Source organism: Kitasatospora sp. NPDC096204 (genome assembly GCF_044763205.1).
In the GTDB taxonomy this organism is placed as follows: domain Bacteria; phylum Actinomycetota; class Actinomycetes; order Streptomycetales; family Streptomycetaceae; genus Kitasatospora.
In genome coordinates, this window is sequence record NZ_JBIWFT010000040.1 from 15,951 (window position 1) to 37,319 (window position 21,369).

Genomic DNA, 21,369 nt, shown 5'->3' on the forward strand with positions numbered 1-21,369 from the left:
GGGGGTCTGCTCGGCGCGATCCCGCCGGGCAGACCCCCGGTCCTGCTAGTCGAACTTGCCGAGCTCGTCGTCGAGGAGATCGAAGAGCTCGTCGGCGGTGGCCGTGTCCAGCTCCGGGCCGCCCTGGTCGGCTGCCTCCGGGTGCGGGTCGCCGGCCCACCTGGCGGTCAGGGCGCGCAGGCGCAGGGCCACCCGGGAGCGCTGCTCCTCGTTGACCGAGCTGGCCGAAGCGGCTGCTTCCAGCAGGGACTCCAGGCGGATCACCTCGGCTTCGACGTCCGGCACACCGTCCACGTCTTCGACCAGCTCGTCGAAGAGGTGGTCGACGATGGCCACCGGGGTCGGGTAGTCGAAGGTGAGGGTGGAGGACAGGCGCAGGCCGGTGTCGGCGCTGATCCGGTTACGCAATTCCAGCGCGGAGAGCGAGTCCACACCCAGCTCACCGAACGCGCGCTCCGGATCCACCGCCTCGGCGCTCGAATGTCCGAGCACCTCGGCAACGTGGCCGCGCACGACCTCCAGCAGCAACTGCCTGCTCTCCACCGGGGAGAGCGCCGCGAGCCGCTCGGGCAGCGGACTGAGCTGCGGCTTGTCGGCCGCGGCCGGCCCCGCCTGGGCGGTGCGGCGGGCCGGGGTCCGGGCGGCCAGCGCGCGGACCATCGGGGGCGCCTGCTCGGTCGGCCGCACCCGCATGGGCAGGAGCAGCGACTGGTCCGAGGTCAGCGCCCGGTCGAAGAGCGCGAGCGCCCGGTCGACCGACAGCGGCTGGATGCCGTCCCGGGAGAGCCGGCGCAGCTCCGCCTCGCCGAGCGAGCCGGCCATCCCGGAGCCGGTGTCCCACAGGCCCCAGCCGAGCGAGAGCGCGGGGAGTCCGGCCGAGCGCCGCTGGGCGGCCAGGGCGTCCAGGAAGGCGTTGGCCGCCGCGTAGTTGCCCTGCCCGGCCGCCCCGAGGGTGGCGGCGGCCGAGGAGAACAGGACGAAGGCGGCCAGGTCCAGGCCCGCAGTCAGCTCGTGCAGGTGCCAGGCCGCGTCCGCCTTGGGCCGCAGCACCGCGTCCAGGCGCTCATCGGTGAGCGCCGAGATCAGAGCGTCGTCCAGGACCCCGGCGGCGTGCACCACCGCCGTCAGCGGGTGCTCGACGGGGATGTCGTCGAGCAGCGCGGCCATGGCCTCACGGTCGGCCGCGTCGCAGGCGGCCACCGTCACGGTCGCGCCCAGCTCGGCCAGGTCCGCCAGCTCCGTTGGCAGGACCCCGGTGCGGCTGGTCAGCACCAGGTGCCGGACGCCGTGCTCGCCCACCAGGTGCCGGGCGAGCAGGCGGCCGAGGCTGCCGGTACCGCCCGTGATGAGCACGGTGCCCTGCGGGTCCAGCGGGCTGACGCGCTCGAAGGCCGTGGCCTCGGCCAGCCTCGGGACGTACGCCTGACCGGCCCGCAGCGCCAACTCCGGTTCCCCGGTGGCCACCGCCGCCGCCAGGGCCGCCTCGGAGGCGGGATCCCCGTCGAGATCGGCCAGGACCAGACGGTCGGGGTGTTCGACGGCCGCCGCGCGCACCAGACCCCAGATACCGGCCTGCGCCGGGTCCGGCGCGCCGTCCACCCCCACCGCACCCCGGGTGACGACCACCAGCGGCGCGCCCTCGGCACGGTCCTCGGCGAGCCGCTCCTGGAGGACGGCCAGGGCGCGGTGAGCAGCCTGACCGGCCTGGGCCGGAGTGTGCGGAACGCCGTCGACGATGATGGTCACGGTGTCCGGTTCGAGCTGCGCTTCGTCCTGTCGGAGAGCCGCCAACGGCACCGGCACCCAGTGCAGTTCGAACAGGTCGCCGGAGCCCGAGGCGGCCGTGACCGCGGCCGCGGCCGCGTTCAGCTGCTCGGCGAACACCTGCCGGATCCGCAGCGCCGACACCACGGCGACTGCTGCGCCGGCGCCGTCGAAGAGCTGCAGGCTCAGCTGCTCGGTGCTCTGCGGGGTGAGCCGCAGCCGCAGGGCCGAGGCACCCGCCGCGTACAGCGCCACGCCCTCCCAGGAGAACGGCAGGGTCATCACCGTCGGGTCCTGGCCGTCCAGCAGGTCGATGGCGTGCAGCGCGGAGTCGAGCAGCGCGGGGTGCAGGCCGAACCCGGTCTGCTCGGCCTCCTCGGGCAGGGCGAGCTCTGCGTAGACCTCCTCACCCAGCCGCCAGGCGGCCCGCAGGCAGCGGAACAACGGGCCGTAGCCGTAACCCTGGTCGGCGAGGCGGTCGTAGCTGCCGTCGAGGTCGACGGGCACGGCACCGGTCGGCGGCCAGGCCTGAAGCGCGGCGGGTTCCGGCGCGCTCAGCGGGGCCAGGACGCCGGTGGCGTGCCTGGTCCATGCGGCGCCGCTCTCCTCGATGCGGGCGTGCACGGTGACCGGGCGGCGCCCGGATCCGTCATCGGCGCCGGTGACCACCTGGAGCTGGATCCCGCCCTGCGCGGGCAGCACCAGCGGCCGTTCGATGGTCAACTCCTCGACCAGGGCGTTGCCCACCCGGTCGCCCGCCTGGACCGCCAGTTCCACGAAGGCACTGCCGGGCAGCAGCACCACGTCGGCGACGGCGTGCTCGGCCAGCCACGGGTGGGTGCTCAGCGAGAGGCGTCCGGTCAGCACGGTGGTGTCGCTCTCCGCCAGCCTGAGCTCGGCACCGAGCAGCGGGTGCCCGGCCGCCGCCTGGCCGAAGCCGGCCGCCTCGCTCGGCCCTGACGGTCCGTCCTCCAACCAGAGCCGTCGGCGCTGGAAGGCGTACGTCGGCAGGTCGATCCGGCGCACCGCCGTACCGCCGTAGAGCCGCTCCCAGTCGATCGGGACGCCGCGCACCTGCAGCGCGCCCAACGCCGTGGCCAGGGCCAGGGGTTCCTCCTTGTCCCGGCGCAGCACGGAGATCAGCGCCGAGCGCTCGGGGTCGGCCAGGCAGTGCGCGCCCATGGTGGAGAGCACCGCGTCGGGGCCCAGTTCCAGGAAGGTGCGGACCTGCTCGGCCTCCAGGGTGCGGATCCCGTCGGCGAAGCGGACGGCCTCGCGCACGTGTCGCACCCAGTACTCGGGTGAGGTCAGCTCTTCGGTGGTGGCCCGCTCGCCGGTCAGGTTGGAGACGATCGGCACGGTCGGCGGGGCGAACTCAAGGGTGCGCGCGACCTCGGCGAACTCCGCCAGCATCGGGTCCATCAACGGCGAGTGGAACGCGTGGCTGACCCGCAGGCGCTTGGTCCTGCGGTGAGTGAAGGCGGCCTCGAAGGCGGCCACCGCCTCCTCCGCACCGGACACCACGACGGCGTTCGGCCCGTTGACGGCGGCGATGCTCACGGCCTCCCCGAGGTGCGGCAGCACCTCCTCCTCGGTGGCGTCGACGGCCAGCATCGCACCACCGACGGGCAGTGCCTGCATCAGGCGGCCCCGGGCCGCGACCAGGCGGGCGGCGTCATGAAGGCTCAGCACGCCCGCGACGTGGGCGGCAGTCAGCTCGCCGATGGAGTGCCCGGCCAGGAAGTCCGGCCTGATGCCCCAGGACTCCAGCAGCCGGAAGAGCGCGACCTCCAGGGCGAACAGGGCGCTCTGGGTGTATCGGGTCTGGTCGAGCAGCTCGGCGTCCTGATCGAAGATCAGCTCCTGCAGGGGCCGGTCGAGGTGCGTGTCCAGCTGGCCGCAGACCTCGTCCAACGCGCGTCGGAAGACCGGGTGGCGCTGGTACAACTCACGGCCCATGCCTGGGCGTTGCGCGCCCTGCCCGGTGAACAGGAAGGCGAGCTTGCCGGCCACCGGCTTGCCGCGCAGCACGCCGGGCGCTGCCTCACCGGCCGTCAACGCGGCCAGCCCCACGGCCAGTTCGTCCCGGTCACGGGCTATCAGCGCGGCCCGGTGGCCGAGCTCGGAGCGGCCGGTGGCCAACGAGAAGGCGAGGTCGGCGATCGGCGCGTCCACCAGGGCGGTCAGCTTCGCCGCCTGGGCCGAGAGCGCCTCCGGGGTGGCCCCGGAGAGCAGGACGGGCAACAGCGGGGCCTCGGTACCCGCCGGCTCGGCGACCTGCTCGGTGACGGCCTCGATGATGGTGTGGGCGTTGGTGCCGCTGATCCCGAAGGAGGAGATCCCGGCCCGGCGCGGCCGCTCGACCTCGGGCCAGGCCCGGGCCTCGGTCAGCAACCGGACCTCGCCCGCCGACCAGTCCACCTTGCCGGAGGGCTCGTCCACGTGCAGGGTCTTGGGCAGCACACCGTGGCGCATCGCCTGCACCATCTTGATCACCCCGGCCACACCGGCCGCCGCCTGGGTGTGACCGATGTTCGACTTGACCGACCCCAACCACAACGGCCGATCCGCCGAGCGGCCCTGACCATAGGTGGCCAGCAGCGCCTGCGCCTCGATCGGGTCGCCCAGCGTGGTACCGGTACCGTGCGCCTCGACCACGTCGACATCGGCGGCCGACAGCCCCGCGCTCGCCAGCGCCTGACGGATCACCCGCTGCTGGGACGGCCCGTTGGGCGCGGTCAGCCCGTTGGAGGCACCGTCCTGGTTCACCGCGGAGCCACGGATGACGGCCAGCACCCGGTGCCCGTTGCGCCGGGCGTCCGAGAGCCGCTCCAGCAGCAGCATCCCGGCGCCCTCGGAGAGCGTGGTGCCGTCCGCGCCGTCGGCGAAGGACTTCGCCCGGCCGTCGGCGGCGAGATTGCGCTGCCTGCTGAAGTCCACGAACGTGTCCACGGTGGACATCACCGAGACGCCGCCGGCCAGGGCGAGCGTGCACTCGCCGCCGCGCAGCGACTGCGCCGCCAGGTGCAGGGCCACCAGCGAGGAGGAGCAGGCGGTGTCCACCGAGAGGGTGGGACCCTCCAGGCCGAGGGTGTAGGCGACCCGGCCCGAGGCCACGCTGCCGAGGCTGCCGTTGCCCAGGTAGTCCCGCACGTCCTCCGGCGCGTTGCTGAGCCTGCTGCCGTAGTCGTGGTACATCACCCCGGCGAACACGCCGGTGGCACTGCCCCGCACCGAGTACGGGTCGATGCCGGCGCGCTCCAGCGCCTCCCAGGAGGTCTCCAGGAGCAGGCGCTGCTGCGGGTCCATCGCGATCGCCTCGCGCGGCGAGATGCCGAAGAAGTCCGGCTCGAAGTCGGCGGCGTCGTGCAGGAACCCGCCCTCGCGGGAGTACGTCCGGCCGGCCTTGCCCGGCTCCGGGTCGTAGAGTCCCTCGATGTCCCAGCCACGGTCGGCCGGGAACTGCGAGATGCCGTCACCGCCGTCCGCCAGCAGCTGCCACAGCTCCTCGGGGGTGCTGACACCACCGGGGAAGCGGCAGGCCATCGCCACGATCGCGATCGGCTCGTCGCCGGCCTGCCGCGCGCCGGCGGCGGGTTCGGGGACCGGCTCGGCGGAGCCGAAGAGTTCGGTCCTGAGGTGGCCGACCAGGGCGGTGGGGTCCGGGTAGTCGAAGACCAGGGTGGCCGGCAGCCGCAGACCGACAGCCAGGCCCAGCCGGTTGCGCAGTTCCACCGCGGTCAGCGAGTCGAAGCCCCAGTCCCTGAAGGCCCGTCGCGGGTCGAGCACCATGTCCGAGTCGTGGCCGAGCACGGCGGCGACATGGGTGCGGACCAGCTCGAGGAGGGCCGTGTCGCGCTCGGCCCGTCCGAGGGCGGCCAGCTTGTCCAGCGCGCTGCCCGGTGCCGCGGGTGCCGCTGCCGCCGTGCGCCGGGCGGCCGGACGGAGCAGGCCGCGCAGCACCGGGGAGAGCGTGCCCGCCGAACGCAGCGCGGGCAGGTCCAGGCCGATCGGCACCAGCAGCGCCCGGTCCCCGGCCAACGCGAGGTCGAAGAGCGCCAGGCCCTCGGCGGTGGCGATCGGACGCACCCCGGACCTGGCCATCCGCACCACGTCCGCCTCGCTCAGGTGGGCGGTCATCCCGGTGCGCTGCTCCCAGAAGCCCCAGGCCAGCGAGAGGCCGGGCAGGCCGAGCGCCTGGCGGTGCTGGGCCAGGCCGTCGAGGAAGGCGTTGGCCGCCGCGTAGCCGGACTGGCCCGCACCGTCCACGGTGCCGGCGGCCGAGGAGAAGAGCACGAACGCCTTGAGGTCGAGACCGGCGGTGAGCTCGTGCAGATGCCAGGCCGCGTCCACCTTGGGGCGCAGCACCGCGTCCAGCCGCTCAGCGGTGAGCGCGGTGACCAAGCCGTCGTCCAGCGCGCCGGCCAGGTGCAGCACGGCGGTCAGCGGGCGGTCGACGGGGACGGTGGCGAGCAGGTCGGCGAGCTGCTCGCGGTCGGCCGCGTCGCACTTGGCCACGGTGATCTCCGCGTCCAGGTCGGCGAAGTCGTCCTGGGCGACGCCGCTGCGCCCGGCCAGCAGCAGGTGACGCACACCGTGCTCGGCCACCAGGTGCCGGGCCACCAGCGCGCCCAGCACGCCGGTGCCGCCGGTGATCAGCACGGTGCCCTCGGCATCGAGGGGGCTGACGGTGCCTTCCGGTGCGCTCCTGACCAGCCGGGGCACGTGCACCTTGCCGTCGCGCACGGCGAGTTGTGGCTCGCCCGAGGCGGCGACCGCCGCCAGGGCCTGCTCGACGGTGGTGTCCTGGTCGGCGTCCACCAGGACGAACTGCTCGGGGTTCTCGCCCTGGGCGGCGCGGGTCAGGCCCCAGACGGCGGCCGCGGCGAGGTCCTGGACGCCCTCGGCGCCCACCGCCACCGCTCCCCTGGTGAGCACCACCAGGCGGGAGGCGGCGACCTTCTCGCTGTCCAGCCACTGCCGCAGGGTCTCAAGCACCTGGGCGGAGACGGCCCGGGTGCCGGTGACGGGATCCTCGCCCTGCCGCACCGGCAGGACCACCAGCTCCGGTACGGTCGCCAGCTCCGCCAGGCCGCCCTCGCCGAGTACCACGTGATCGGGTGCGGGTCCCTCCACCGCGAGGACCGGCCAGTCGAGCCGGAACAGGGCGTCGGAACGGGTGGCCGCCCCGAGCGCGGCGGGGTCGGCCGCGCGGGTGGTCAGCGCGTCCACCGAGGCCACCGGGGAGCCGGTGGTGTCGGCGAGCTGGACGGTCAGTGCGTCGGTGCCGGTGATCCGCAGGCGCAGCGCCCTGGCTCCCGAGGCGTACAGCGAGACGCCGTTCCAGACGAAGGGCAGCCGGGCCTGGCCCGGCTCCTGGCCACCGCCGAGGTCCGCGGCGTGCAGGGCCGCGTCGAAGAGCGCCGGGTGCAGGGCGAACCCCTGCTCCTCCACCGGGAGTTCGACCTCGGCGAAGACCTCCTCGCCACGCCGCCAGGCCGCCTTGAGCCCCTGGAAGGCGGGGCCGTAGTGGTAGCCCTGCTCGGCCAGCCCCTCGTACACGCCGTCCACCGGGACCGGCTGCGCACCGGCCGGGGGCCAGGCCGCCAGGTCGAAGCCGGCCTCGGCGGTGTCCGGCTCCAGCAGGCCGCTGGCGTGCCTGGTCCACTCGCCTTCGCCGCCCTCGGGGCGCGAGTGCACGGTCAGCGGGCGTCGGCCCGAGTCGTCCGGCTCGCCGAGGTGGAGCTGAAGCTGGACCGCGCCGCGCTCGGGCAGCAGCAGCGGCACCTCCAAGGTCAGTTCCGACACCCGGCCGCAGCCGACCTCGTCGCCGGCCTTGACGGCCAACTCCACGAACGCGGTACCCGGCAGCAGGACCGTGCCGCCCACCGCGTGGTCGGCCAGCCAGGGCGCGGTGGCGGTGGCGAGCCGGCCGGTGAAGAGCATGCCGCCGCCGTCGGCGACCGTGACCGAGGCGCCGAGCAACGGGTGTCCGGCGGCGACCAGACCGGCCGCGGTCACATCGCCCACCGCCTGGGAGCTGCCGAGCCAGAACCGCTCGCGCTGGAAGGCGTAGGTGGGCAGGTCCACCTTGCGCACGGGCGTCCCGGCGAAGACCGCCGCCCAGTCGACGGCGACGCCGTGCACGTGCGCCTCGGCCAGCGATGTCAGGAAGCGCTCCGGGCCGCCCTCGTCGCGGCGCAGCGAGCCGATCCCGACGACCTCGGCGTTCAGCGCCTCCGCCGTCTCCTCCACGCTGTGCAGCAGCACCGGGTGCGGGCTGCACTCGACGAAGACGCCGTAGCCACTGTCGAGCAGCAGCCGGGTGGCGCCCTCGAAGAGCACGCTCTGGCGCAGGTTGGTGTACCAGTAGTCGGCGTCCAGGCCCGCGGTGTCGAACAGTTCGCCGGTCACCGTGGAGTAGAACGGCACGTCGACGGAGCGCGGGCTCAGCCCGGAAAGCTCCTTCAGCAGCCGCTCGCGGATCGACTCGACCTGGGCCGAGTGCGAGGCGTAGTCCACCGGCAGCCGCTTGGCCCGCACGCCCTCCGCGCGCAGCCCGGCGTGCAGCTGGTCCAAGGCGTCGGCGTCGCCGGAGACCACCACCGAGGCCGCGCCGTTGACGGCGGCCACCGAGAGCCGCCCTTCGTACTCGGCGAGCCGCGCACGGACCTGCTCCGCCGCCAGCGCCACCGACATCATGCCGCCGCGCGCGGACAGGTCGTCCGCGATGGCCAGGCTGCGCAGGGCCACCACCTTGGCGCCGTCGGCCAGCGAGAGCGCCCCGGCCACGCAGGCGGCCGCGATCTCGCCCTGCGAGTGCCCGATCACGGCGGCCGGGCGCACCCCGTAGGAGATCCACAGCTCGGCCAGCGACACCATGACCGCCCAGAGCACGGGCTGCACCACGTCCACCCGCTCCAGCGAGTCCGCGCCGCGGATGACCTCCAGCAGGTCCCAGCCCACGTGCGGGGCCAGCGCCTGGGCACACTCGGTCATCCTGGCGGCGAACACCGGGGCCGTGTCCAGCAGTTCGGCCGCCATGCCGATCCACTGCGAGCCCTGTCCGGGGAAGACGAAGGCGATCCGGGACTCGCTCTGGCGCCCGCCCTGAACCACGCCCGCCGCAGCGCGTCCGGCGGCGAGCTCCCTCAGCCCGGCGGCCAGCGCGGAGCGGTCCGCGCCGATCACCACCGCGCGGTCACCGAGGGCGGCCCGGGAGGTGGCCAGGGTCCAGGCGAGGTCGGGCAGCGGGGCGCTGTCCAGGTGGTCGAGCAGCCGCTGCGCCTGGGCGGCCAGGCCCTGCTCACCCTTTCCGGAGAGCACCAGCGGCAGCGGTCCGGTCGGTTCGGTGGCACGCTGGGGCACTTCGGGCTCGGGCACGCTCTCCAGGATCACGTGGGCGTTGGTGCCGCTGATGCCGAAGGAGGAGACCGCGGCCCGCCGGGCCTCGCCGCGCTCGGGCCAGTCCCTGGCCTCGGTGAGCAGTTCGACCGCGCCATCGGTCCAGTCCACCTGCGGGGTGGGCTCGTTGACGTGCAGCGTCTTCGGCATCCGGCCGTGGCGCATCGCCATCACCAGCTTGATCACCCCGGCGACGCCCGCGGCCGCCTGGGTGTGGCCGATGTTCGACTTGATCGAGCCGAGCCAGAGCGGCTCACCGCCGGCGCGCTCCTGCCCGTAGGTCGCGAGCAGCGCCTGCGCCTCGATCGGGTCGCCCAGCGGGGTGCCGGTGCCGTGCGCCTCCACCAGGTGCACCTGATCGGCACTGAGCCTGGCGTTGGCCAGGGCCTGGCGGATCACCCGCTGCTGGGACGGCCCGTTGGGGGCTGTCAGGCCGTTGGAGGCGCCGTCCTGGTTGATCGCGCTGCCGCGGACCACGGCCAGCACCCGGTGCCCGTTGCGCTCGGCGTCCGACAGCCGCTCCAGCAGCACCATGCCGACGCCCTCGCCCCAGCCGGTGCCGTCCGCCGAGGCGGCGAAGGACTTGCACCGGCCGTCCAGCGAGAGCCCGCGCTGGCGGCTGAAGTCCACGAAGGTGTCCGGGGTGGACATCACGGTGACACCGCCGGCCAGCGCGTAGGCGCACTCACCGGTTCGCAGCGCCTGGACCGCCAGGTGCAGCGCGACCAGCGAGGAGGAGCAGGCGGTGTCCACGGTGACGGCGGGCCCCTCCAGGCCCAGCGTGTAGGAGACCCGGCCCGATGCGACACTGCCCAGGTTTCCGTTGCCGAGATAGCCCTCGACGCCCTCGGGCACCTCGGCCAGCCAACTGCCGTAGTCGTGGTACATCACCCCGGCGAAGATGCCGGTCCGGCTGCCGCGCAGGGTGTGCGGGTCGATGTTGGCCCGCTCGAACGCCTCCCAGGAAACCTCCAGGAGCAGGCGCTGCTGCGGGTCCATCGCGATCGCCTCGCGCGGTGAGATGCCGAAGAACGCGGCGTCGAAGCGCGGTGCGTCGTAGAGGAAGCCGCCCTCACGGACGTGGGTCTTGCCCGGCGCGTCCGGGTCCGGGTCGTAGAGCCCCTCGACGTCCCAGTCGCGGTCGGCGGGGAAGTCCCCCACCGCGTCCACGCCCTGGTCGACCAGCTGCCACAACTGCTCGGGCGAGCTGACGCCGCCGGGGTAGCGGCAGCTCATCGCCACGATCGCGATCGGCTCCTGCGCCGCGGCCTCGATCCGCGTGTTCTGCTGGCGCAGTCGTTCGTTCTCCAGCAGCGACTCGCGCAGCGCCTCGACTATCTGCTCGACAGATGTATCCACGGTCGGTGTCGCTCCCTGATTACTTGGCGTCGCTACGGTCGAGCGCAGTGCGGATGAGATCGGAGATGTCCATGTTCTTGATGGCCGACGTCCGGTCGGCCCCGGACTCGGCCGGTGCGCCGGGCGCGGCCGGCTTCGGGTCGGCGGGGGCGGTCTCGGAGAGTTTCAGCAGCCGCTCCAGCAGACCCGACTCGCGGAGCCTGGCCACCGGGATGCCGGCCAGCAGCTCGGCCACCCGGGCGTCATCGGGCGCCTCGGCCGCCGGCTCGGTCCGCTCCGGGCGCAACCTGTCCAGCAGGTACGCGGCGAGCGCCGCCGGGGTGGCGTAGTCGAAGATCATCGTGGACGGCAGGCGCAGCCCGCTGACCGCGTTCAACTTGTTGCGCAGCTCCACCGCGGCGAGCGAGTCGAAACCCAACTCGCTGAAGGCACGCCTGGGTTGGACGGATGCCGGACCGTCGTGCCCGAGCACGGCGGCCACCTGCGAGCGAACCGCCTCCAGCACCGCGTGCTCGTGGTCGGCGGCCGGCAACGTGCTCAGGCGCTGGGCCAGCGAGGCCGCACCGCTGGAACCGCCGGCGCCGGTGGCCGCGTCCCGGCGGACGGTGGGCCGCACCAGAGCGCGCAGCACGGCGGGGAGGGACTCGCTGCGCTCGCGCAGCGCCGCCAGGTCCAGACGCGCCGGCACCAGGGTGGCACGCTCGGCGCGCAGGGCTGCATCGAACAGGGCCAGCCCCTCGGCCGGGTCCAGCGCGCCGATGCCGGAACGCTCGATCCGCTCCAGGTCGGCCTCGGCGAGCTGGCCGCCCATCCCGCCGGCTCCCGCCCACAGGCCCCAGGCCAGCGCGGTGGCCGGCAGGCCGGCCGCGACCCGGTGCTCGGCCAGCGCGTCCAGGAAGACGTTGGCGGCCGCGTAGTTGCCCTGCCCGGTGGCGTCCAGGGTTCCGGCCGCCGAGGAGAACAGGACGAACCTGCTGATCTCCCGCTCCAGGGTCAACTCGTGCAGATGCCAGGCACCGTCGACCTTCGGCCGCAGCACCGGGTCGATCCGCTCGGGGGTCAGCGAGCCGATCAGGGCGTCGTCCAGGACACCCGCGGTGTGCACGACGCTTCGCACCGGGTGCTCGGCGAGCAGCCCGGCCAGCGCCGCCCGGTCGGCGACGTCGCAGGCCACCACCGCCACCTGGGCGCCCAGTTCGGTCAGCTCAGCCTTCAGCTCCCGTGCCTCGGGCGCCTGCAGGCCCCGGCGTCCGGCCAGCACCAGGCTGGTGACCGCGTGCTGCCGCACCAGGTGCCTGGCCACCAGCGCGCCCAGGCCGCCGGTGCCGCCGGTGATCAGCACGGTGCCCCAGTCGGGGCCGTCCTGGTCGGCCTGCGGCAGCTGGACCCTGGCCAGACGCGGCACCAGGATCGCGCCCTCGCGCAGCACCAGTTCGGGCTCGCCCGAGTCGAGGGCGGCGGCCAGCAGCGGCAGCGTGAGCGGGTCCTCCCCCGGGCCCGCGGAGTCCACCAGGACGATCCGGCCCGGGTCCTCGGCCTGCGCCGCGCGGACCAGGCCGCGCACGGCGGCATCCGCCAGGCCCTGGGCGGTCAGCACCACCAGCGTCGCCTTGGCGTACCGGTCCTCGCGCAGCCACTCCTGGACGGGGCCGAGCACGGCGTGCAAGGCGGAGCGCACTGCCGTCGGCACCTGGTCGCCGGCAGCCGTCGGCACCGGCAGCAGCACCACGTCCGGGACGGCGTCGCCGAGCGTGGTCAGGTCCGGGTGGACGGGCACGTCGAGGCCGAGGTCGCCGGTACCGAGCACCGCGAACTGCCGGTTGCCCACGCCCTGGGCGGTCAGCTCAGGGCGGGGCGTCAGCTCCACAGTGAACAGCGAATCCTGCTGGGGACCGAGTTGGCCGGCCGCCACCGGCCGGGTCACGAAGGAGGAGACCGAGGCGAGAGGGGTCCCGGCGCCGTCGGCCAGCTCGATCCGGATGCCGTCGCCGTCCTGGCGGGTCAGCCGCACCCGGGCCACCGAGGCGCCGCCGGTGTGCAGTTCCACCCCGTTCCAGGCGAACGGGAGCAGCACCTTGCCCTCCGCCGGTGCCTCCTCGCCCTCCTCGTCCAGCAGGGCGGTGGCGTGCAGGGCGGCGTCCAGCAGCGCGGGGTGCAGGCCGAAGCGGGCGGCGTCGGGCCGTTCGGCGGCGGGGAGTTCGAGCTCGGTGAAGACCTCCTCGCCGCGCCGCCAGGCGGCCTTGACGCCCTGGAAGACCGGGCCGTACTCGTAGCCCTCGGCGCGCATCCGCTCGTAGAGGCCGGTGACGTCGACCTCGGTCGCGCCGGCCGGCGGCCACTGGGTGAACGGCTCCGGGCGGGCGGTGCCTCGCTCCGCGAGCAGGCCGGTGGCGTTGACGGTCCAGCCGGCCTCCTCGGATCCCGCCGGGCGGGAGAAGATCTGCACGGCTCCGCCGCGCCCGGCCACGACCTGGAGCTGCACGGCGGTCGACTCCGGCAGCAGCAGCGGCGCCTGGAGCGTGAGCTCCTCCAGGACCGGCAGGCCGAGCAGGTCGCCGGCCCGAATCGCCAGATCGACCAGCGCGGTTCCCGGCAGCAGGACCGTGCCGAGGACGGCGTGCTCGGCGAGCATCGGGTGGGTGGCTCGCGACACCCGCCCGGTCAGCACCACCTCGTCGGAGGCGGCCAGCCGGATCTCGGCACCGACCAGCGGGTGGTCCACCGGCGCCTGGCCCAGGCTGCCCGCGTCGCCCTTGGCGGCCGGGGCGTCCAGCCAGAACCGCCGATGCTGGAAGGCGTAGGTCGGCAGCTCGACCGCCCGAGCGGTGTAGTCGCCGTAGACCGAGGGCCAGTTCAGTGCGGCGCCGCGGGTGTGCGCCAGCGCGAGGGCGCCCAGCAGCTCCGCCACCTCGGGCTTGTTCTTGCGGGCGACCGAGGCGAAGACCGCCTGCGCGTCGTCGGCCACGCACTCCGGGCCCAGCGCGCTCAGCACGGCGTCCGGGCCCAGCTCCAGGAAGGTGGTGACCCCCTGGTCGGCCAGCGCGGCGATACCGTCGGCGAAGCGCACGCTCTCCCTGACATGCCTGACCCAGTACTCGGGCGTGCACAGCTCCGCCGGGCTCGCCGGCCGGCCGGTCAGGGTGGAGACGATCGGGATGCTCGGCTCGGCGTAGTCGAGTTCGGCCAGCACCGCGCCGAACTCGGCCAGCATGCCGTCCATCCGGGGCGAGTGGAAGGCGTGCGAGACGGTCAGCCGCTTGGACCGATCGAAGCGGGCCGCCAGTTCCAGCACCGCCTCGGTGTCACCGGAGACCACCACGGAGCGCGGTCCGTTGACCGCCGCGATGCCGACCCGCTCGTCCAGCAGCGGCAGCACCTCGGCCTCACTCGCCCGCACCGCGACCATCGCGCCGCCCTCGGGCAGCGCCTGCATCAGCCGGCCCCGGGCACCGACCGCCTTCGCCGCGTCCGCCAGCGACCAGACGCCGCTGACGTGCGCCGCGGCCAGCTCGCCGATCGAGTGGCCCGCCAGGAAGTCCGGGCGCAGGCCGAACGACTCCAGCAGCCGGAAGAGCGCCACCTCGGTGGCGAAGAGCGCGGCCTGGGTGTAGGCCGTCTGGCCCAGCAGCTCGGCGTCCGCGCCGAAGACCACCTCGGCCAGCGGGCGGTCGAGTGCCGGGTCCAGGTGGGCGGCGACGCGGTCGAAGTGCTCGGCGAAGACCGGGAAGGTCTCGTACCACTGGCGTCCCATGCCGGGGCGCTGCGAGCCCTGGCCGGAGAAGAGGAACGCCAGGCCGCCCTCGTCGACCGTGCCGGTGACCAGCCCGGGTGCGCCCGTACCGGCACTCAACGCCGCCAGGGCGGCGTCGAGTTCGGCGCGCTCCGAGGCCAGCACCACCGCGCGGTACGGGTGCGCGCTGCGAGTGGTGGCCAGCGCGAGGCCCAGGTCGGCCAGGGCGAGCTCGCCGGTGCCGGCCAGCCGCTCGGCCTGGGCGCCCAGTGCCTCGGGGCTGCGGGCCGAGATCGGCAGCGCCACCAGGGTGGGCGGGGTGCCGGTGGCCGGGGAGTCCTCGCCGAGCTGCGCCTCTTCGAGGATCACGTGCGCGTTGGTGCCGCTGATGCCGAAGGAGGAGACGGCGGCACGGCGCGGGCCGCCCTCGCTCTGCCAGGGCCGGGACTCGGTGAGCAGCTCGACGGCGCCCGCCGTCCAGTCCACCTGGTCCGAGGGTGCGTCCACGTGCAGGGTCTTGGGCAGCACGCCGTGGCGCATCGCCTGCACCATCTTGATCACCCCGGCCACGCCGGCGGCGGCCTGGGTGTGGCCGAAGTTCGACTTGATCGAGCCCAGCCAGAGCGGCCGGTCCGCCGAGTGCTCCTGGCCGTACGTCGCGAGCAGGGCCTGCGCCTCGATCGGGTCGCCCAGCGTGGTGCCGGTACCGTGCGCCTCCACCACGTCGACCTCCGCCGCCGACAGCCCGGCACTGGCCAGGGCCTGGCGGATCACCCGCTGCTGGGAGGGGCCGTTGGGGGCGGTCAGGCCGTTGGAGGCACCGTCCTGGTTGATCGCGCTGCCCCGCAGCACGGCGAGCACCCGGTGCCCGTTGCGCTCGGCGTCCGACAGGCGCTCCAGCACCAGCATGCCGACGCCCTCACCCCAGCCGGTGCCGTCCGCCGCGGCCGCGAAGGACTTGCAGCGCCCGTCGGCGGCCTGGCCGCGCTGGCGGCTGAAGTCGATGAAGGTGTCGGGGGTGGACATCACGGTGACACCGCCGGCCAGCGCGAGCGTGCACTCACCGCCACGCAGCGCCTGCGCGGCCAGGTGCAGGGTGACCAGCGAGGAGGAGCAGGCGGTGTCGACGGTGACCGCCGGTCCTTCGAGTCCGAGTGCGTAGGCGACACGACCGGAGACCACGCTGCCGAGGGTGCCGTTGCCGAAGTAGGCGGCCACCTCCTCGGGGGCGTCGGTGAGCCAGCTGCCGTAGTCGTGGTACATCACCCCGGCGAACACCCCGGTCGCGGTCCCTCGGACCGTCGCCGGATCGATGCCCGCGCGTTCGAAGGCCTCCCAGGAGACCTCAAGGAGCAGGCGCTGCTGCGGGTCCATCGCGACCGCTTCGCGCGGGCTGATGCCGAAGAAGTCGGCGTCGAACTCCGCCGCCCGGTAGAGGAATCCACCCTCGCGGGAGTAGGTCTTGCCAGGCGTGCCCGGCTCCGGGTCGAAGATCGTCTCGGTGTCCCACCCCCGGTCGGTGGGGAAGTCCGCGATGGTGTCGACGCCGTCGGCAACCAGGCGCCACAGGTCCTCGGGCGACTCTACGCCGCCGGGGTAGCGGCAGCTCATCCCGACGATCACGATCGGGTCTTCCCCGGCCTGACGGCTGGTGGCCGCCCCCGCGGCCAGGCCGACGGGCGCGGCCGGCGCTGTGGGCTCGCCGCCGAACAGGGTGTCGCGGATGTGCTCGGCCAGCGTCTTCGGTGACGGGTAGTCGAACACCAGGGTGGCCGGCAGCCGCAGCCCGGTCGCCGAGTTGAGCCGGTTGCGCAGCTCCACGGCGGCCAGCGAGTCGAAGCCGATCTCGGTGAACGCCCGGGCCGGGCTGATCGCCGCCGCACTCTCGTGCCGCAGCACGGCCGCCACCTCGGTGCGGACCAGCTCCAGCAGCGTGCGGTCCCGCTCGGCGGCGGGCAGTGCGCCCAGCGCGCTGTCGGCGGCCAGGTCGCGGGTGCCACGGGCAGCCGACGCCCGACGGTTGGCCGGCCGCACCAGGCCACTGAGCAGCGCGGGGATGCCGTCCGCGCGGTCGCGCACGGCGCCGGCGTCCACCTCGACGGGGACCACCCTGGCTTCGCCGGTGCGCACGGCGGCGTCGAACAGGCGCAGCGAGTGCGCCGCATCCAGTCCGGGCAGTCCGTAGCGGGCGATCCGGGCCAGTGTCGCCTCGTCGAGCGCGGCGCCCATACCGACCTCGCCCGTCCACAGGCCCCAGGCGAGGGCGGTGGCGGGCAGGCCCAGCGAGGCGCGGTGCTCGGCCAGAGCGTCCAGGAACGCGTTGGCCGCCGCGTAGTTGCCCTGACCGGCGCCGTCGAGGATGGCGGCGAGCGAGGAGAACAGCACGAAGGCCTTCAGGTCGAGCTCGGCGGTGAGCTCGTGCAGGTGGCAGGCACCGTCCACCTTGGCCCGGAACACCTCCTCCAGCGTCTCCTCGGTGAGCGAGCCGATCACTCCGTCGCGCACCGTGCCGGCGGCGTGGATCACCGAGTCGACCGGGTGGGCGGCCAGCAACGCGGCCACCGAGGCGCGGTCGCTCACGTCGCAGGCGACCACGGCCACATCGGCACCCAACTCCTTCAGTTCGGCCTCGATTTCGGGCGCCGAGCCGCGGCGTCCGGCCAGCACCAGGCTGCGCACACCGTGCTCGGTGACCAGGTGCCGGGCCAGCAGTCCGCCCAGGCCGCCGGTACCGCCGGTGATCAGGACCCTCCCCCACTGGGGCTTCGGGTTCGCCGCCGAGGGCAGGACGGCCAGCCGGGGGGCTTTGAACTCACCGCCCAGCAGTGACAGTTCGGGCTCGCCGGTGGCCAGAGCGGCGGTCAACTCGGCGTCGGTGGGCAGGTCGGCGTGCTCGATCAGAACGAAGCGCCCGGGGTTCTCCGCCTGCGCCGAGCGCACCAGGCCGCGGATCGGCGCCTGGGCGAGTGCGGGCGAAGTGACCACCACCAGCGTGGAGTCGGCGAAGCGGTCCTCGGCCAGCCAGGCCTTGAGGACCCGCAGCACCCGGGCGGTGGCGTTCCTGGCCGCGAGCGGCAGGGCCTCGGCCCCGGCCACCGCGTGCAGCACGACTGCCTGCGGCAGCGGGTCGGCGAGCCCGGTCAGCTCGGCCGGGTCAGCGAGGTCGCCCTCCAGCGCCGCAATCCGCAGCAGCTCCGGCCCACTCGGCACGCCCAGCGGCAATTGCCGTACCGCATAGAGGACTTCGTCGTCCGACACCGGGCGGGAGACCAGGCCCCGCACGGTGGCCAGCGGCACACCGGTGGCGTCGGCGAAGTCGAGCGCGAGGGTGTCCTTGCCCGGGTGGGAGATCCGCACCCGCACCGAGGCGGCACCGGCGGCGTGCAGCGACACTCCGGTCCAGGCGAACGGTACCAGCACCTCGGCGCGGGGCTCGGCACCCAGGTCCGCGGCATGCAGGGCGGCGTCCAGTAGCGCCGGGTGCAGCCCGAACTCGGTTGCCTCAGAGGTGAGTTCGACGGGCAGTGCGACCTCGGCGAAGACCTCGCCGCCCTGCCGCCAGGCCGCCCGCAGCCCCTGGAAGGCCGGGCCGTAGCCGTAGCCCTGGGCCGCCAGGGTCTCGTAGACACCCGCGAGGTCGATCTCCTCGGCACCCTGCGGCGGCCAGCTGTCCAGCGGCTGCGGCAGCGGCTCGGCGGCGGGTGCCAGCACACCACTGGCGTGCTGGGTCCACTGCCCGGCGTCCGCGCCGTCCGCCCTGGAGTGGATGGTCAGCTGTCGGCGCCCGCTCTCGTCCGGCTCGCCCACCGCGACCTGGATGCCCACGCCGCCCTCGGCCGGCAGAACCAGCGGGGCGCCCAGGGTGAGTTCCTCGATCGCGCCCGCGCCCACGTGGTCGCCCGCACGCACGGCCAGCTCCACGAAGGCGGTGCCGGGGAAAAGCACCCGTCCGGCGATGACGTGGTCGCCCAGCCAGGGCCGGGCCCGCAGCGAGAGGTGTCCGGTCAGCACCACGCCGTCCGCGCCGACGGCCACCACCGCACTCAACAGCGGGTGGCTGGCGGGAAGTTGGCCGAGGTCGGTGAGGTCGGCCCGGGCCGATCCGGGCTCCAGCCAGAACCGCTTGCGCTGGAAGGGGTAGTGCGGCAGGTCGATCCGGCGCCGGTCGCGACCGGCGTGGAAGCGGGCCCAGTCCACCCGAACACCGGCGCAGTAGGCCGCCGCGAGGGCCAGCACGGCCTGCCGCGGCTCGGGGTGCTCGCGGCGCAGCAACGGCGCGAAGACCGCCGCGGCGTCCTCCAGGCACTCCTGGCCCATGGCGCAGAGCACGCCGTCCGGGCCGATCTCCAGGAAGGTGTCGACCCCGGCGCCGGCCAACCAGCCCATGGCGTCGGCGAACCGCACCTGCGCGGCCACGTGCTCGACCCAGTACTCGGGCGTCGCCAACTGCTCGGTGCACAGCTCGCCGGTGACCGTGGAGATGATCGGGATCTTCGGCGCGGCGTACTTCAGGACCTTGGCGATCCGGCGGAACTCGGCAAGCATCGGCTCCATCAGCGGCGAGTGGAAGGCGTGGCTCACCCGCAGCCGCTTGGTCCGGTGCCCTGCCGCGGCCAGCTCCCCGGCGATCCGCAGCACCTCCTGCTCGGCGCCGGAGAGCACCACCGCGCGGGGGCCGTTGACCGCCGCGAGGCCGACCTGGCCGGTGAGCAGCGGCGCCACCTCGGCCTCGGCAGCCTGCACCGCGACCATCGCGCCGCCCGCCGGCAGCGCCTGCATCAGCCGGCCGCGCGCGGCCACCAGGATGGCGGCGTCCTCCAGCGTGAGGACCCCTGCCACGTGCGCGGCGGCCAGCTCGCCGATGGAGTGCCCGGCCAGGTAGTCGGGGCGCAGGCCCCAGCTCTCGGCCAGCCGGAACAGGGCGACCTCTATCGCGAACAGCGCCGGCTGGGCGTACTCGGTGCGGTCCAGCAGCTCGGCCTCGGCCGAGCCCTCGGCCGCGAACAGCACCTCGGTGAGCGGCAGCTCCAGCTGGAGGTCCAGGTAGCCGCAGGCCTCCTCCAGGGCTTCGGCGAACACCGGGAAGACGGGGAGCAGTTCACGCCCCATCGCCAGGCGCTGGCTGCCCTGGCCGGTGAAGAGGAAGGCGAGCTTGCCGGGGCCGGCGACGCCCGTGGGGGTCGCACCGGAGGCGATCGCGCTCAGGGCGGCGCGCAGCTCCCCGCGGTCCGCTGCGACGATCGCGGCGCGGTTCGTCAGACCGGCCCGGGTCGTGGCCAGCGAGTAGGACAGGTCGGCGAGTCGGACCTCGTCGCGGTCCAACAGCGGGAGCAGGTCCGCGGCCCGTTCCCGCAGGGCCTGCTCGCCGCGCGCCGACAGGACGTAGGGCAGCACACCGGAGTCGGCGGGACCGGGGGGGTCGGTGGGGTCGGCGACGGGCTCCTCGGCCTGGGCGTCGTGTTCCAGCAGGACGTGCGCGTTGGTGCCGCTGACGCCGAAGGAGGAGACACCGGCACGGCGCGGCGCTCCGGTCCGCGGCCACGGCCGGCCCTCGGTGAGCAGTTCGACCGCGCCGGCCGACCAGTTGACATGCGGGCTCGGGGCGTCGATGTGCAGGCTCTTCGGCAGGTAGCCGTTGCGCATGCTCAGCACCATCTTGATCACGCCGGCCACGCCGGCGGCCCCCTGGGTGTGGCCCAGGTTCGACTTGGCCGAGCCGATCAGCAGCGGTGCGTCCCCGGGCCGGTCCTGCCCGTAGGTGGCGATCAGCGCGCTCGCCTCGATCGGGTCGCCGAGCGTGGTGCCGGTGCCGTGTGCGTCGACGGCGTCCACCTCGGCGGCCCGCAGACCGGCGTTGGCCAGGGCCTGGCGGATCAGCCGCTGCTGCGAGGTGCCGCTGGGTGCGGTGAGCCCGTTGCTGGCGCCGTCCTGGTTGACCGCCGAGCCGCGCACCACGGCCAGCACCTGGTGGTTGTTGCGCCGGGCCTCGGACAGCCGCTCCAGGACCAGGACGCCGACGCCCTCGGCGAAGCCCGTACCGTCGGCCGCGGCCGCGAAGGCCTTGCACCGGCCGTCGGGGGCCAGGCCGCGCTGCCGGCTGAAGGCGGTGAAGACGCCGGGTCCGCCCATCACCGCGACGCCGCCGGCCAGCGCCAGCGAGGACTCGCCCGCGCGCAGCGACTGGCAGGCCAGGTGGATCGCGACCAGCGAGGCCGAGCAGGCGGTGTCCACGGTGACCGCGGGGCCGACCGCGCCGAGCACATAGGCCACCCGCCCGGAGATGACGCTGGGCGCGTTGCCGGTCATCAGGTAGGCGTCGAGGCCGTCGGGGGCCTCGTGCAGCCGCGGGCCGTACTCCTGCACCTCAGCACCGAAGAACATCCCGGCCTCGGTGCCGCGCAGCGCCAGCGGGTCGACGCCGGCGTGCTCCAGGGCCTGCCAGGCGGTCTCCAGGACCAGTCGCTGCTGCGGGTCCATGGCCAGCGCCTCGCGCGGGCTGATGCCGAAGAAGTCGGCGTCGAACTCGGTCGCCGTGTCGAGGAATCCGCCGCTCCTGACATAGCTGCTGCCGGGGGTCTCGGGGTCCTCGTCGAACATCCGCTCAAGGTCCCAGCCGCGGTCCTTCGGGAAGTCCGAGAGCACCTCGCCGCCGTCGAGCAGCAGCTGCCACAGGTCCTCCGGCGAGTCCACCCCGCCCGCGAACCGGCAGCCGATGCCCACGATCGCGATCGGCTCGTCCGCCGCACCGAGGTTGGCGGTCGGGGCCGGTTCCGGGGTGACGGCGCCGAGCGCCGCGGCGAGCAGCCGATCGACCAGCGCGGCCGGGGTCGGGCACTCGTAGACCACGGTGACCGGCAGGTCGAGACCGGTGGCCGCGACCAGGCGGGCCTGAAGGTCGACCGAGGCCAGCGAGTCGAAGCCGAGCTCGGTGAAGGCACGCGCGGTGTCCAAGGTCTCGGCCGCCTCCGGGCGTGCGGCCTTCAGCGCCGCGACCGCCGCGCTGCTCACGAGGTCGAGAACCAACCTCCGGTGCTCCGACGGCGCGGCAGCGGCCAGCAGCCGGGCCAACACTGAATCGGAACTGGACTCATTCATCCGCGCATCTCCCACAT

The 21,369-nt window shown here is 74.4% G+C and carries 2 protein-coding genes; both read right to left on the bottom strand.

Annotated features, from left to right (window positions below; all coding sequences use genetic code 11):
• Positions 1-45: 45 nt before the first annotated feature.
• A complete protein-coding gene (locus ACIQ87_RS32845; RefSeq protein WP_402413997.1) occupies positions 46-10,527 on the bottom strand; it encodes an SDR family NAD(P)-dependent oxidoreductase in 10,482 nt (3,493 codons plus the stop codon).
• Positions 10,528-10,546: 19 nt separating this feature from the next.
• A complete protein-coding gene (locus ACIQ87_RS32850; protein WP_402414000.1) occupies positions 10,547-21,352 on the bottom strand; it encodes an SDR family NAD(P)-dependent oxidoreductase in 10,806 nt (3,601 codons plus the stop codon).
• Positions 21,353-21,369: the final 17 nt, after the last annotated feature.

What these genes read in the sequence shown, in the direction of transcription:
- ACIQ87_RS32850 (WP_402414000.1), bottom strand. Translation starts at nt 21,352, where the DNA reads ATGAATGAGTCCAGTTCCGATTCAGTGTTGGCCCGGCTGCTGGCCGCT.